Origin of the sequence: Flammeovirga aprica JL-4 (assembly GCF_012844305.1) — a bacterium.
In the GTDB taxonomy this organism is placed as follows: Bacteria; Bacteroidota; Bacteroidia; order Cytophagales; family Flammeovirgaceae; genus Flammeovirga; species Flammeovirga aprica.
This window is the reverse complement of record NZ_JABANE010000151.1, coordinates 1-16,237: the sequence shown is the minus strand read 5'-3', so window position 1 is coordinate 16,237 and position 16,237 is coordinate 1. Positions and strand designations below refer to the sequence as shown.

General features: G+C 35.0%; 13 protein-coding genes. 3 read left to right on the top strand and 10 right to left on the bottom strand.

All coding sequences use genetic code 11. The features are described 5' to 3' along the window. Positions 1-121: 121 nt before the first annotated feature. The 3 genes from HHU12_RS30500 to HHU12_RS30490 all read right to left on the bottom strand — a co-directional run bounded on the left by HHU12_RS30500 (position 122) and on the right by HHU12_RS30490 (position 1,947). A complete protein-coding gene (locus HHU12_RS30500) occupies positions 122-361 on the bottom strand; it encodes a hypothetical protein (protein ID WP_169660526.1) in 240 nt (79 codons plus the stop codon). 91 nt (positions 362-452) lie between these two features. Continuing rightward, positions 453-758 carry a hypothetical protein gene (locus HHU12_RS30495; RefSeq protein ID WP_169660525.1) on the bottom strand — a complete coding sequence of 102 codons (306 nt, stop codon included), beginning with the start codon at positions 756-758 and terminating at the stop codon, positions 453-455. Beyond that, the gene (locus tag HHU12_RS30490; RefSeq protein ID WP_169660524.1) at positions 745-1,947 is read right to left on the bottom strand and encodes a hypothetical protein; all 1,203 of its coding nucleotides are present in this window, start codon (positions 1,945-1,947) and stop codon (positions 745-747) included. Before HHU12_RS30490 ends, HHU12_RS30495 begins: the two co-directional genes overlap by 14 nt. 177 nt (positions 1,948-2,124) lie before the next feature. Here HHU12_RS30490 and HHU12_RS30485 point away from each other — a divergent pair, with 177 nt between their 5' ends. Continuing rightward, positions 2,125-4,404, top strand: a complete 2,280-nt coding sequence (locus tag HHU12_RS30485; protein ID WP_169660523.1) for a 7TM-DISM domain-containing protein — start codon at positions 2,125-2,127, stop codon at positions 4,402-4,404. A 148-nt stretch (positions 4,405-4,552) separates the two neighbouring features. Then, complete coding sequence (locus HHU12_RS30480; RefSeq protein ID WP_169660522.1) at positions 4,553-5,746, top strand: acetate/propionate family kinase; 1,194 nt, start codon at positions 4,553-4,555, stop codon at positions 5,744-5,746. A 174-nt stretch (positions 5,747-5,920) separates the two neighbouring features. Here the strand turns inward: HHU12_RS30480 and HHU12_RS30475 are convergent, their stop codons facing one another. From HHU12_RS30475 to HHU12_RS30450, 6 genes are all read right to left on the bottom strand, one after another. Then, positions 5,921-7,111, bottom strand: coding sequence for a potassium/proton antiporter (locus HHU12_RS30475; RefSeq protein WP_169660521.1), 1,191 nt, complete (start codon positions 7,109-7,111; stop codon positions 5,921-5,923). Positions 7,112-7,113: 2 nt separating this feature from the next. Further along, positions 7,114-7,635, bottom strand: coding sequence for a DUF3124 domain-containing protein (locus HHU12_RS30470; protein ID WP_169660520.1), 522 nt, complete (start codon positions 7,633-7,635; stop codon positions 7,114-7,116). A 479-nt stretch (positions 7,636-8,114) separates the two neighbouring features. Further along, positions 8,115-8,762, bottom strand: a complete 648-nt coding sequence (locus HHU12_RS30465; protein ID WP_169660519.1) for a response regulator transcription factor — start codon at positions 8,760-8,762, stop codon at positions 8,115-8,117. Between the two features lie 4 nt (positions 8,763-8,766). Then, complete coding sequence (locus HHU12_RS30460) at positions 8,767-11,334, bottom strand: PAS domain-containing sensor histidine kinase (protein ID WP_169660518.1); 2,568 nt, start codon at positions 11,332-11,334, stop codon at positions 8,767-8,769. Between the two features lie 262 nt (positions 11,335-11,596). Continuing rightward, positions 11,597-12,700: an acyltransferase family protein gene (locus tag HHU12_RS30455; RefSeq protein WP_169660517.1), complete on the bottom strand. Its 1,104-nt coding sequence runs from the start codon at positions 12,698-12,700 to the stop codon at positions 11,597-11,599. A gap of 149 nt (positions 12,701-12,849) precedes the next feature. Next, on the bottom strand, positions 12,850-14,307 hold the full coding sequence (locus HHU12_RS30450; RefSeq protein WP_169660516.1) for a sodium:solute symporter: 1,458 nt from the start codon (positions 14,305-14,307) through the stop codon (positions 12,850-12,852). A 141-nt stretch (positions 14,308-14,448) separates the two neighbouring features. Here HHU12_RS30450 and HHU12_RS30445 point away from each other — a divergent pair, with 141 nt between their 5' ends. Then, the gene (locus HHU12_RS30445) at positions 14,449-15,117 is read left to right on the top strand and encodes a DUF2461 domain-containing protein (RefSeq protein ID WP_169660515.1); all 669 of its coding nucleotides are present in this window, start codon (positions 14,449-14,451) and stop codon (positions 15,115-15,117) included. A gap of 340 nt (positions 15,118-15,457) precedes the next feature. Here the strand turns inward: HHU12_RS30445 and HHU12_RS30440 are convergent, their stop codons facing one another. After that, entirely contained in the window at positions 15,458-15,748 is a 291-nt protein-coding gene (locus HHU12_RS30440) for a hypothetical protein (RefSeq protein ID WP_169660514.1), read from the bottom strand. Positions 15,749-16,237 lie beyond the last annotated feature (489 nt).

Below are 16,237 nucleotides of genomic sequence, written 5' to 3'. Positions count from 1 at the left end.
ATTCATCAAATGTTTTTCGTAGATTTGCTACTGAGTTAAGGCTCATGAAAAGTTGTTTGTTTTATTTTGTAGGAAATTTAAAATAACAACTTTTCTTCCTTTTTAGAAAGTTATCCAATTATCATCGGGTAGAGTACCCTTGAATTAATTCCTCCTTATCTATTTTCAATCTTTTAGTTATAAACTTTAAGGTACTGACAACATTATCATTATATAGAATTGCATTTGTTTCATCTGGAATATACACCAACCTGTTAAAGCAATAATTATAAATCAAACTATTATCACTGTCGATGAACTTATTTTTCAAGACAAAGAAACTCAGCAATAATGGCATTGGAATGATGATTCTTTTTTTCATAAATGTCTTGATATTATTCATTTGTGTTTTTAATTATTTATCTCATTATCCAACTACACTTAACAAACCATAAATTACCGAACCAACACCCCTAACCCTGCAAAAAAACATCAAACTGATTAAACAATTGATTTCTCAACAAGTCAGCGTCACCAGAAAGGGGTATTTCATTTAGAAACTGATGGAAGGCAAGTACTACCGAACGATTTAGCACCAAGGTTTTCTCCAAGTTTTGATCAACGACAGATACGTTGAATCTGCTTTCATAAAGCTCAATTAGGATTTGATGAGCAATATTGTCAGGCAGTTTATTTTTGTAGGCTTCTGCTAAGCGGATCAGGATGCTTTGCAGAAAGCGAAATTCGAGAGTGGTTAGCTTTAATCTATATTTCTTCATCTTTCACTAAGAGGTACGCATAATAATTTTGAACCAAATTTACATCTACTAAGGGTAAAAATCCAGATTGAACTTTACCGTGATCGATTTGAAGGGGATGCTTTTTTTCCATTTCGTTTTCAAAGGCTGTAAAATCTTTGACTTCGTGTTTTGTGACGATTCTCCATTCTGCTCTTTTATGGGAGGGCACGGCTTTTTCTAGGCGTAATGTGATGTGCCCCATTGTGTATCTTGGGTTGATTTCTATACATGGATGAATGATCCTTTCTCCATTGCTATCTTCAAACATCAATGCATCAATTCCAAAGTGACCTTCTAAAGCTTTTTCGCCTTTTAATTTATTTTTTATTAAATCGATCACTTTTAGAATCGTTTTCCATTCTGAGGATGAAAAAGACTGTTGGAAGGAATTTAATGCCGACCCGTAATATTGTCCTGTCAAGCCTGCAAGGAAAGATGAACCGCCTAGAAAAGTGATTTCATTTTTGCACTTTTTGAATAATAATGAGAAATCAAATACCTTCTGAAGCAGAGGTTCCACTAAAATGCTATCTTGCTGATTCAAAGCACTTTCCATCCATTTTTTTACACTTGGTGTGATTTCATTTCTTTTGAGTACTAATATACCTCTTCCTGAAGAACTAAACGGAAGTTTCATTATTACACCGTACGGATTTGTACTAAACACTTTATTGATTTCATCTTCCACTTCATCCACTCTAGTACAAAATCTCCCTAAGCTTGCACTTGAAATAACATTACTTGACTCATTATCAACTACATAACTCAATACATCATAACCAAATTCACGGTGAAAGATCTTTCTAACCTCAGAATTCCATTCGAAATATTGATTGTATTTAGGTGACAAAAAGCGTAAATCTGTGACTATGCTTGGTGATTTACCCCAGTATTTCACACCGCTAAAGGTACGATTATGATCTTTTATGCTTTTGGGAGACTCAAATTTAAAATCAAATCCCACAACACTTTGCAATAGACTCAACCACTCTTTATTTACGTTATGATTTTCCGTTAATATGCTGTCGTTTTCATCCGCAAGCCATACCATTAACATAGAAAGGTCGTTTTGCACTTTCCTTATCATTTTAGGTGGGGTATAATGTTGCTGTTCTTTGAGTATAGATAGCTCACAATGAGGGTTAAACAGCCATAAATCACCTTTCATTTTTGTCTTTTTGAGGTTGATAAAATCATTCAATCAACAAATTGCTTTGTTAATGTTTTATCTCAAAGTTAAAATAATCAAATTAATTATTGGTATTGTTAAATCAAATAGTGAAATTGTACCCTCATTAATAAGCCAATCCGTATTGTTTAGACTTTTTAAACTCAACATAATTATATGCTTAAGTTTTTATTCGCTTGTATAGGAATATTGTGTACAATAAATTCTTATGCTGGTATAAATGAACACAAGCTCACTTTAAAGGAATCAAAGCCTTATGTGAACGCCGCTTCAAAAGCCTATTTTTACATCGACCCTACCAACGAAGTGGACTTTGCAAAAATTTCCAGTCCTACTTTTACAAAATTTACACCTTGGAAAAATTCTTCTAATGTGAGTTTTGAATATGGTCAATCTACCTATTGGGTAAGAGTGGACATAGAAAATGAAAAGAAGTCTATGAAACCAGACTGGCTAGTAGAAGTCAATTATGCTCCATTGGATTTTGTCGATTATTATGTTGTCAAAGATGGTCAGCTGATCGATCATGTGGCCACGGGAGATCATGTCAGTTTCAATCATCGCCCTATTCAGCATCACAATTATGTTTTTCCGCTGCAGGTAGAAGGTACAGGTGTAACAAGCATGTATTTTAAAGTGAAAACGGATGGTTCTGTCAAAATCCCTATGCGATTGTACAGACCGTGGAAGTTTGCGGAGATAAATTCTAAATATGAGATTGGTTTTGGGTTGTTTTTCGGTATTCTAGTGATGATGGCAGTTTTAGGTTTGATTACCTATCTTCCCACAAAAGACATCAGCTACCTTATTTTCCCAATTCCGATTATTGCTAAAATATTATTTACATTCTCTTTGTCGGGACATACTTTCCAGTTCCTTTTCCCGAACAATATTTATTTAGCCAATAAAATTACACCCCTGTCTATCGGTATCTGGATGGTGGGTGTTTCTACTTTCAACTTATTCTTTTTAAGAACCCGTAAATTATCACCGATCGCTCACAAATTGAATTTTGGTGGATTAGCAATTGGGGTAATTGCCGTATTTGGAGCATTATTTCTTCCTTATTATACCGCTATTCAGATTGTAACAGGCACTTCTATTCCTTTTACTATGCTTTCTTTGGGAGTAGGAATTGTATCCTATTTGAAAGGAAACCGCTTTTCCGGATATTACATTGCTTCATTTAGTATCTACCTTACAGCACTTTTACTTTTTGTGGGAAGAATGAAAGGTGTAGTTCCTGATAATTTAATCACTTCAAGAATTCTCGAATATGGTGATGTCATCATGGTAACGCTTCTTTTTACTGCATTGAGTAAGAAATACGCGATTTACAGAGAAGAGAAAAATATTGCGATCAATAAAATGTTACAGATGGAAGCCGACGCAAAGGCTACATTGGAATTGAAGGTGAAGGAAAGAACATTGGAACTTCAAAATGCTACGGCAGAGCTGGAGGAGCAGAAAGAAGAACTGGAAACGCAAGCTACTCAACTGGCATCAAAGAATGAGGAAATCATGGCACAGACCGAGAAATTACAATCGCTCAATAATGCTATGAATGAGAAAAATGATGAGCTGGAGCAACAGAATGAGGAAATTGCAGCGCAAAGAGATATGGTGGAGCAGAAAAATATTCAAATTGAGAAGACCACCAAAAACTTAAGGGACAGTATCAATTACGCAAAGCGTATCCAAAGTGCTATCCTTCCTGCGGGTGAAACATTGAATAAAGTTTGGGAGGAATACTTTTTAATGTATCGCCCAAAAGACGTTGTATCTGGTGATTTTTACTGGACTTATGAGAACGAAAGGGAGAATAAATCTATTCTGATTGTGGCAGATTGTACTGGGCATGGTGTACCTGGGGCAATGATGTCTATGATTGGCGACGGCTTCCTTCAGCAGATAGTCAAACTGAGAGGCGTTACTTCTCCGGCTAGAATTTTATTAGAAATGAATTCATGCTTGCATCATATGTTGCAGCTAGATGAAAGTACTAGCATCAGAGACAGTATGGATATGGGCGTTTTGGTTTGGGATAAAAACAATCAGAAAGTACACTTTGCAGGGGCGCATACTCCTCTTGTTTTCGTACAGAATAATAACATATACCACCTTAAAGGAGAACGCTTGAGTTTAGGGTCTTCTGATAAGAAATTAAATATCAAAGAACATATCATTCCATTAAATACCTCAACTTGTTTTTACCTGTTCTCAGATGGGTATCAAGATCAGTTTGGAGGTGAGAATGATAGAAAAATTTCGAGCAAGCGTTTAAGGGAATTAATCCTGATGGTATCATCGAAACCGATGGCACAACAAAAGTCTGCATTGGAGAATTTTTATGAGACTTGGGTCAATGCAAATAATAATTCTAGCGTAAAGCAAATTGACGATATATTACTTATGGGAGTTAAAATAAAACCATAAAAAATTGTATAAATTTCTTAAAAGATCACCCTTTTACACCTGTTACCTTTTAACATTTGCAAAAGGGTGATTTTTATCGCTGTAATTGTATGAGATAGTTGGGATATTGGAATTACGAAAAATTTTATATCATTTACTACGTATTAAAGTGAAAATTCTCATACTTAACTCTGGTAGTTCTTCTATCAAGTTCCAACTCATTGAAATGCCTTCTGAGAAGGTAATTGGAAAAGGATTGATAGAAAAAATTGGCTTGCCAGACGCTTCAATTACAGTTAAAAACAGCGAAGGACACAAAGAAATAATCCGATTAACAATACCTGACCACACCAAAGGAATCGAGTTTTTATTAAGCATCATCACAGATGAAAAGCTTAATATTCTTTCTTCACTTGACGATTTATCGGCCGTTGGACACCGACTAGTACACGGTGGTTCTACATTCTCTAAAAGTGTTTTGATTAATGACGATGTAATGCACGGTATCACTTCATGTATTGAACTGGCACCACTGCATAATCCTGCTAACATCAAAGGTGTTGAGGCTATCGAAAAAGCGATTGGCAACATCCCTCAGGTTGCAGTGTTTGATACTGCATTCCACCACACTATTCCTGAACAAAGAGCGGTATACGCTTTGCCTATCAGTTTCTTCAAGAAATATGGGTTGAGAAAATATGGTTTCCATGGTACAAGTCATCAGTATGTTTCTACTCGTGCAAAAGAGTTGTACGGTGAAGACAGAACAAACAAAATGATCACTTGTCACTTGGGTAATGGTAGTTCATTAGCGGCTATTGAAGATGGTAAATCAATTGAAACTTCAATGGGCTTCTCTCCTACTGACGGTCTTATGATGGGTACGAGATGTGGATCTATTGACCCAGGTGTAATTCCTTTTATCGCTGATCACGAAGATCTTGATGTGAAAGGTATTTCTGACTTGATCAACAAAGAATCTGGCCTTTATGGCGTTTCTGGTGTATCTTCTGATTATAGAGATGTTTCTATTGCGGCAAGCAAAGGCAATGAAGATGCTGATCTTGCACTAAGAATGTTCCATTATGATGTAAAGAAATACATTGGTACTTATATGGCTACATTAGGCGGTGTGGAAACGATTATTTTCACTGGCGGAATCGGTGAAAATGCCATTAATGCTCGTAAGGAAATCTTAAAAGGATTAGAAGGTCTTGGCATCAAATTAGATCCGGCTAAGAATGAAGCTACAATGGGTGAGGAAGCTGTAATTTCAGCAGATGACTCTCCTGTAAGAGTGGCTGTTATTCCTACAAATGAGGAAGTAATGATCGCTAGAGATACCTATAATTTGGCGAAATAGTCAATTATTATTTTATATAAAAACAGACCTTATATTTCTTTGATGAAGTATAAGGTCTGTTTTTTTAATGAAGAATGAAGAAAAAATGGTTTTTGTTATGGTTTAGTGGACGTTGCAATGCAACGCCCCCACAGTCTTCCTTCTAAATATCTATTTTAACCAAATATGTAAAATTTATCGTAAAACCTTCGTTTTCTTTGCCACCCACTCCATTGAAAAAGGATGAATGAGCAATGATAAAAACACGATAAAACTGACGATGTAGAAAATCAATACCGCATTAGGCAGGTTTTCTATTAATGGGATCAATGCAAATACAATTGGTGTTGCTCCTTTCAACCCACTCCATGATATAAATAATTTTTTCCTGTAAGACTGTCTTATTGGAATATAAGAAGCAAAAACACCTAGAGGCCTTGCAATCAAGAATAAAAATAAAGCAGGCAAAATTGCTAATGGAATAATATCCAATAACTCAATAGGATCAATTTGAAGGCCAAGCAACAAGAACATAATCGATTGTGCTAACCATGAAATACTATTGAAGAAGTGCAGTGTATTGTCTTTGTAATGATAATCTACGGTATTGAGCATCACTCCCAATATATATGCTCCTATTAAGGCATTTCCTCCCAGAGAATCATTTACCTTTAAAAAGACGATCAAAGCACACAGTAAAAAGATTGGAATCAGACCTTCCTCTACAAACTCAATTTTTTCCAAGATGTATTTTATCATTAGAAATAAGAAAAAGGATAAGCCACAACCGACAAATATCTGCTGCACAAAGAAAGTCAGGTAATCAGAATAAACAATTTCTGCAGTAGTAGCTCCCATTTTGATAATCTCTACAAAGACCAATGTTAAAATTAATGCCATGGGGTCATTGGTCGCAGATTCAAATTCCAATACTTTGTCGGCATTGTATTTCATCTTCATATTTTTAGATTCCAACACGCCAAATACAGCGGCCGCATCTGTAGATGAAACAATGGCTCCTAAAAGCAGTCCTTCTAGTAACCCAAGGGGAGTCACTAAACTCACAAAATAACCTAAGGCAAATGTGGTGACGAAAACACCGATATTAGACAGGAGCAAACCTTCGGCAAATACTCTTTTGATATCTTTAATATTGGTATGCAATCCCCCCACAAAAATAATGATCACCAAAGCCAACTGACTGATAAGGTCTGCTTGCATAGGGTTGTGAAACGCAAATGAAGAGTCTGTATCATTACCCAAGAAAAGGCCTACTCCAATAAATATCAGAGCGGCCGGTACACCATAATTTTTACTGGGGTTATAGAGCAGAATTCCTACCGCTATAAAAAAAGCTACTAATAAAATAATTTCATTACTCAACATATTTATGATTTAGGGTTTGAAGAGATAATTTGTGAAGGAGAAGTAATTGCAAAACCATTATTCCCCACATGACCGATGCTGACGGCCTCAATTATTGGAAAATCTTTCAGTTCATTTGAAGCACCGTAATTTACAATAAAATTAGCTCCAGAACCTCCTTCCTGATCATTGTATTCTACTAAAAATTCTCTAGTTTCTAAAGGTCTCAATTTATTGGTTTCCTGCACATAAGAGGAGATTAATTCACCAAAGCTATCGTAATAATCTACTTTATCTACATAAATTGATTCTGTCAGACTTGTATTTCTAATGCTAAGCACCACAGTGCAATACACGTTTGTTTTTGCACTTCTGTAATATAAATTGGAATAGGCTGAAACGTACCTTGTTTCTTGAAAATCTAATGCTGGAATGTAATCATCCGTTAAAGAAATACGGTTCAGTTCTTTATCAATATTTACCTGATCAGACTTATTTCCTTTACAGGAGAAAAGTATGATACTACAAAGAATTATAATTATCATAGCTCTATAATTTATTGATTTTAAGAATCTTAACATATTAATATGGGTTTACTTTTTTAAGGCTAATTTGATAAAGAAAATTACTAATGAAATAGCTCCTGTGATTAAAATTATTCTATACATATCTATTTATTTTATTTGTACTAACTTCTACAAAGTTCCTCAAATAAGACTTCTTGTATATTGTGTTATCACCACAGTTCATAAAAATAGAGAAACACATAGTTGCTCTACGTGTTTCACGTAAGCCCGTTAGTACAACAAAAAAGTCCGGTTCAATCAGAACCGGACCTTTAAAACTCAACTAACTATTACTTTACAATTCTTGATGTTATGTATTACTACTATTACGTATTCAATGATGTAAAATTCGGGATTAGTTGATGAATATTTTTAGGTGAAAAACCATAATCTTAATATTGGTGTTTCACGTAGAGAGTTCACTTTATTGTCAAAATAGGCCTTTGTGATATTAGAATTTATAGATCAGAAAACAAATTTCTCTCGATTGCATACAGCACCAATCCTGCCACATTCTTACAGCCTGTTTTTTCTATCAAGTTTCTTTTATGTGCTTCAATTGTACGGGTAGTCACAAACAACTCTTCCGCCATTTCCTTATTCGTTTTTTCTTTACAAATCAAATGCAACACTTCCAACTCACGTTCTGTAAGGGCAATATCTGTAATGGTTCTTTTCTTTACTTTAGGCTTAGATGAAAGCCCTTGCATAATGACCTGTGTGACATTGGCAGAATAATAATTACTACCACTATGAACTATTTTAATGGCATTAATCAGCTCTTCCTGCGTACAATCTTTCAAAATATATCCTTTTGCACCCGCAGTGAGCATCTGCTTTATGTTTTGATGTTCATTGAGCATCGTTAATGCCAATACAGGTATTTGAGGGTGATGCTTTGTAAGCTGAGTAGTAAATTCAATGCCATCCATCACGGGCATCATAATATCAGTCACCACCAAATCCACATCAAGAGACTGCATCAATTCCAAACCCTCTTGACCATTCTTCGCTTCACCTACAACCGTTATTTCCTCCTCTTCCAAAAAGGTTTTCAATCCATTTCTGATCATATGATGATCATCAACCAAAATCACTTTTATCATATTTTTATTTCAATGGTAATTCTACTAAAATTTGTGTTCCTCTCCCCTTTTGGCTATTGATTTCAAAATAAGCTCCAAGAGATTCAGCCCTTGTTCTCATGCTATTAATGCCAAAGGTTTTATGTGTTTCCACATGATCAAAACCCTGCCCGTTATCATCAATGGTCAGCAACAACACATCAGAATGTTTCAATAACTGTATCGTACATTTTTCAGCATTTGCATACTTCATTACATTATTAATCGCTTCTTGTGTAATCCTGTAAAGCGTCATTTCTATGGATAACTTCAAGCGGATTTCATTTAGGTTCTGATCAAAAACAAAGAGTGTTTTTGTCGAAGGCTGTATGGCCGTAATCAAGGCGTTCACCGCTTCCACAATTCCATTTTCATCTACCACTTTAGGCATCAGATTATACGCTAAATTTCGGCTTTCCTCTATAGCATTTTTGAGGTATTTATACCCTAACTGAAAACGTTCATTCTCTTTCTCATCGGAGAATTCTAATGATGATCTTAATTTCTCAAAACTCATCAGAGAAGTGGTCATCGTCTGTTGCAAACCATCATGAATTTCCCTTGCAATTCTGCTTCTCTCCTTATCCTCTGTCTCAAGCACAGCATTCACAATTTTCTCCTCCTGCTTCATACGTTCTGTGATATCTGACATCGTTCCTACTATTCTTTTCGGAGTATTATCAGCCTCAAATTCCACTGCTTTACCTTTCGTATGAATCCATTTAATGGCATTTTCTTTCGTTCTTACTCTATAAATACTGTCGTGAAAACCTTCAGTCTGTACTTTTTCAATTTGATTGACCAAAGCCTTGCTTTGCTCTTCTAATGGCAAAATTGCTTGCCAGAACTGCTGTTGATTTTCTCCCTCTTCATCAGGTTCAAATCCCAGCATCGAATAACATCTCTCACTGAATAAGATCCCCTCTGTGTCTTTAAATATCTCCCAAATCCCTTCATTAGAAACATCCAAAGCGTATTGTAATTGCTGTTCCTTTTCTAATAAAGCAGTGGCGGCAACTTTCTTTTCTGTTATATCCGTAAAAGTGCCCACGATCCTTTTCGAAGCTCCAGACTCATTCCTAGAAGATGCCCCCGTAATATGATACCATTTGATTTCTTTTTGCTTGGTGAAGAAACGGGCTTCATGATCAAGAGGCTTTCCTTCTTTTAGATGTGCGTTATAATGCTGATCAAAAGGGGACTGATCTTCATGATGAATGATACTTCTGATAAAATCAATAGTTGGTATTATCTCCCCTTCATCATAACCTAAGATCTGATAATGAATTGGCGACCAATAACACACACCTGTATGTACATCTAAATCCCAAATACCAGAGTTATTGGCTTTCGTAGAGAGTGTAAACCTTTCATCACTCTTCCTCAATTCTTTCTCAGTGGCCTCCTTCAATTTTATTTCTTCTTGAAGGCTATTGTTGGTCTTTTTGAGGTGTTTGTAATAGGTATTCCTTTCATAAAAATTAGATAACAATGTAGCGATGGTTTCAATCAAATGTTTCACCTCTTCACTGATACCCTTCGCATTGATTTCACTTTTATAAAATACTTCTATTTTCCCTAGTTCCTCCCCTTGAATAATGATAGGAACAGATTGCTTGACACTTGTTTCTTTAAAATTAACAGACACATAAACGTTCGTGTTGAAAGTAATTCTCACATAAGAATCATCAGCATGTTTCAATCCATATGGAATAATAAAAACGGTGGATTCCAGTACATGCTCAATGCTTTTATCCGTGTTTTCTAAAAGCTGAGAAACTCTATACAAACAAGCCTGTTCGTTACTCCTTTCCGCCAATTCTTCTGCCAATTCTTCTTTCTGATTCAGTCTTTTAATGATCAAAGAATAGGTAATGATGGAAACTAAAATTGTTACGATAATAAAAAGCAAGGTCAAAAAGAGCAGGAACTCCCCTTTATCCCTTAAAGTCTCCACCGTTGTTTTGGTTCGGGACTCAATAAGGCTTTCAAATTTAATAAGCGGCTCCGCAATTTCTTTTTTCAACAACAAATAATCTTTGCTATGCAATGCCTCAAGGGCACGTGCCATATTCACCTCACCTTTTACGGTATATTGATTTAAACTATCCAAAAAGAGTCCCTTAGAGGCATTAAAAGCCATAGTCTCTTTTTCTATTAATTGATTGGAGTTATCAAGCGCTTCTTTTAATAAACTGAATTCTTCTTCAGAAAAGCCCATATGATACATACTATCCAAAATCGAACGGGTCCATCCACTTCCTTGCGGAATTTTACCTTCACGCATCGCTACCACTTCCCAGTATTTTTCTTCCCATATACTGTCGCGTGTTACCACATAGTTTTTACAATATTCCGTTAGCAGATCATCACTTTGTTTTAGTGCATCACCTAATCGGTATGAATTATATCGGTTGACTTGACTGTCAAAAAGGATTTGCTGATTTTCAAATAAGAGCTTCAATGTAAGCAGAAGCCCAAATGTCAATGCTATACTCAAAGAGAAAAGCAATAAGAAGGTTCGTTTTTTACTGTCTTTTATTAAACTTATCATTCAAAATCAATAAATAAGAAATTCGAAGTACTCTTCTAAAGTTAATCAAAGATGTGTATACAATACTAAGTGATCGTCGAAAATTGACCTCCTATGTGAATCACGTAGCACTTAAAACTTATAAAATTTGGGTCTGTTTTTTTGAGATTATAAATTTTAAGAGAAAGTATCTACCTGTAAAAAAAGAGGCTAATCTTCTGAAGAAAATTAACCTCTAAAACTCTGAATAAAAATCGAATAAAACTGTATATATGCGCGAATACTATACTTTGATTACAATATTTTTTCTATACAAGATCAAGATGGGAATACAAACCACTCCAACATAAAGCACTGCAAACACTAAACTGCTTGCTTCCAGTGGAACTCCATCAAAAGTGATCAATGCAAATAAATGTCCTTTGATAGATGTTTCTCCTATTGAAATTACAGCCATCAAACGGGCAATCATTTCTGCTAAAACGTAGGCGGCCATAGGGTTCAAACCAAAAGCTTTTGGTATTAAGACCTGATTTCTTCCTATTTTTTTGACATCAAATAAATAATAGGATAATCCTAGTGTAATTGCGCCCAAACCTCCTGTATACATCACATAAGAGGAGGTCCATAAACTTTTATTGATAGGGAAGACAATGTTCCAAAGCTGTCCGATTACTACACTTGCAAAACCTAAAATCAGTAATTTTTTTACTACTTCTACCCCCTTGTTTTCTTTTACAATTTCACCAGAAAACAAGCCCAAGATTGCGGTTCCAATTGCTGGAATTGTTGTAAATAATCCTTCTGGGTCCCATGTTTTCGTTCCTGACCACATGTGTCCTTTCAGAATTAATTGATCTATATAAGATGATAGAACTCCATTAGGGTCGTCTAGATTTGGAGCACCAACACCTGGAATTGGCACTAACGTCATCGCTAACCAGTATACTACTAAAACGCTGACAAATAGGGCAATTGTGGTTTTGCGATCAGCATATAAAAACAAGGTAGAAGTGACAACAAATACAATTCCTATACGCTGTAAAACGCCTGGAACACGCATTTCTGCAAAATTAAAAAACGGGAAAAGCCCTAAAAACAGACCTATTCCTATCAGTTTTGCTCCTCTCCACAATGCTTTACGCATAGCGACAGGTCTTTTAAAAGGATCTTTCTTCACCTTAGACATGGAAAAACTTATAGAAACTCCCACGATAAAAAGGAAAAAAGGAAAAACTAAATCAGTAGGTGTGCATCCGTGCCATTTTGCATGTTGGAACGGAGGGTAAATAGCCAACCAAGTACCTGGATTATTCACCAGGATCATTAAAATTACTGTTAAGCCACGAAATATGTCAAGTGAAAGTATTCGTTCAGATTTGTTCATTGTGTCATCTAGTTAATAGTCATAAAAACCATTTTTTGAACCTCACTAAATAGATTAAAAAATTTTCAATGCTTAAATGTAATTTGGGCACTTATTATTTTCAAAAAAATTAGATGACTGGTGCGTTTTTACATACTAACAACCTAGTATCATTTATTAACAGTATTATTCTTCAATGTTAAAACACGTAAACCAATGATCGTAATAAGAGCATTTACCAATAAAATCTCGAAGCCAAATTGATATCCCGCAAACAGTTCCTTTGAGTATAAATTAATGATGTAGGATAAAACTGGGGAAAGCAAACAGAGATAGACTACGAAACGGTCTTTTACTTGTCGTTTTGAATAAATGCCATAAACAAACAATCCGAGTAAAGGGCCATAAGTATAACCTGCCGCTTTGAAAACAGAAGAAACAACGGTATCATCATTTAGTACTCTAAAGCCTACTATGACAAGAAAAAGCACGAATGAAAAACCAAGGTGTACCATTTTTCTTTTGCGGTTGTTGTCCTGCTCTTTTTCATCCATTCCTAAAAAGTCAATACAAAATGCTGTTGTGAGAGCCGTTAGGGCTGAATCTGCACTCGAAAATGCAGCGGCAGTAATTCCCAACAGGAAAACTACAGCTGTAAATAACCCGAAGTGATTTAAGGCTAATAAAGGATATAGTTCATCTGACCTTTCAGGGACTTGAATGCCATGATAAGAAGTATATTCGTATAAAAGAACACCTAACACTAAAAACACCACAGTAGCAAAAAAGAACGCCAATGCAAACCAAAGTACATTTTTCTGCGCCTCTCCCACCGACTTACAAGTAAGATTCTTTTGCATAATATTCTGATCCAGTCCATTCATAGAAATGGTGATAAACACTCCCGCCAGAAACTGTTTCCAAAAGAAATTTCCGGCTTTCCAATCCCAGACAAACACATTTGACATTTCACTTTCAGCAACTGTAGAAAGCATACTTGCTGGATTCATACCTAAAGAGGATGCGATGGTATAAATGGTCCAAACCGCCGCTAATATCAGAAAAGTGGTCTGCAGTGTATCAGTCCATACAATGGTTTTTATCCCTCCTTTAAAAGTATAAAGCCAAATCAGTAAAATAGTGATCAGTACAGAAACCGCAAACGGAATATTGAACGCATCAAAAAAGGCAATTTGAAGTACCATTGCTGCCAAATACAATCGGAATGCGGCGCCAATGGTTTGTGAAACTAAAAAGAAAAAAGATCCGGTTTTATAACTCACTATACCAAACCTGCTTTTTAGGTATTGATAAATTGAAATCAATTTTTTACTATAAAACAACGGTATCAGAAGATAAGCTATAAGAGCATATCCAACCATATTTCCCATCATAAACTGCAAGTAACTCCATCCTGATTTTGCCACCATCCCTGGTACAGAAATAAAGGTTACTCCTGATAAAGTAGCCCCTACCATTCCATAAGCTACTAAATACCATTTTGAGCTTCGGTTGGCGGTAAAAAAGGCATTGGATTGATTCTCACCTTTTTCAGATGTCAGATAAGAAATAAACATCAGGAATAGGAAATAAAGAAAAATAACTAGAAATACTGTTGTTGCAGACATAGTTTAAAAAATGATGATTTTCTGAAAAATGAATATAAATTTAATCCTTATCTTGTCCAACAAATTCATTCCAATTCTGAGTTATACTTTCTAACTATGCGTTATAAAGTTCAGTTTATACGCAATCAAAAAAAACTTAATATGATAACGGAAGAACTTTTCCAATACCTTAAAGATTTAGGAGAAAACAATAATAGAGAGTGGTTTAATGAAAATAAACCCACTTATCAGAAGCACCATAAAACTGTAAAAGAATTATTTCAGTCTGTTCAGGATGAACTTTCACAAACTGATCAGATTGATGGACATAAAATTTATAGAATTTACAGAGATGTGCGTTTTTCAAAAGATAAATCTCCTTACAAAAAACATTTCAGCGGTTATTTCTCTAGGGTAAAACCAATGTTGAGAGGCGGCTATTATTTACATATTGAACCGGGTGACAAATCGATTGTAGGTGGAGGTTTTTATGGGCCAAATGCCGATGATTTAAAACGTATCAGAGAAGAACTTTCTTATGACGCCACTGAATTGAGAGAAATTATGAATGCTCCTTCTTTCAAAGCATTTTACGGTGACATGTATGGAGATGAGCTAAAATCGGCACCAAGGGGATTTGATAAAAATGACCCTGCAATTGATCTAATCAGAAAAAAGCAGTTTATTTTCTTTAGAACTCTTAAAGATGAAGAAGTAATCGCTCCTGATTTTATTGAAACTGTGATGAAAGGATTTATCGAAATCCGTCCCTTCTTTGATTATATGAGCAACATCCTCACCACTGACTCTAATGGTGAGCCTCTTTTTTAATGAAGAATTAAGAATGTAGAATAAATGGTTTTTATGGCATCTCTACAGGGTTTTTGCTTTCAAACCGATGAACTGTATCGTTTGTAGAGCCACAATGCCTTGTGGTTTAATGACCACTATTAAAACCATTTCACGAACCATTATTCTTCATTAAAAACATCCCTTTTCTTCAGCCCTAGTCCTTAAAAGGAGATAAAAAAGTAAGAGTTAACAATCCGGGATTTTTTATCCTTAATTGTTAACTCTTAACTTAAAATTACTAAACCTTTCAGTATTCATTTACCATTTAAAACGTTGTAAGTAGCAATGTTCAAAATTGATAGAGTTTATAGATAATTTCTTAAAACTCTTCCACCAAACGATGCTCTTCCAAGTCGATCATGGCATTTAATGCTTTCAAGTTAGCAATGTGAGATGCTTCTGTTTGATTCTCCTTAAACGTGCACTGCATTTCTCTTACCGCTCTTTGCAGTTTGTCTAAATTGCTTTTTCTTTCATTGATTCGCTGATTCAAAAGCTTGTAGTAAGCCTTATTCACAACAGGATCAAATGCTTCATTTTCACTCTTTACTTTTTCTACAGATGCTTTGTTGTCAGAAAAAAATAATTTAATTGTCTCGATAATACTCATATTACTGTAGGTTTGCTCCCTAAAAAGTTCAAAAATTTAATAAGTAGGACTTTGTCATTTAATTAAGTTATACCTAATCATGAGAAATATATAATTACCACACAACACTTCTACTCAATAACACAGTGCACTCTTGCATTTTTTAACATTTAAGCTTAAAAAATATTCACAAAATCGTAACATTAACATTTGTTTAGAAGGTTCGTTATTCGCAAAATCACTCTGTATAAAAATATTAATTCTTAATATTATCCTATTTTAGGGTACATACATGATTTCAAAACCAAGTTATTAACATTCAGTTAACATTGAAGGTCTATTAATTTTCAATGGATTCCATTGATTAGATTTTAAGGTTATAGGTATTGGATTGCCAATTTGTTAAAAATGCAGTTTAAGGTTCGTTTGATACTTTAAAGGGTCAGTACCAAAAGTTGGGCACAGACCATAATGTTGCTACCTTTGTAATATTATGAATGACGATTTATT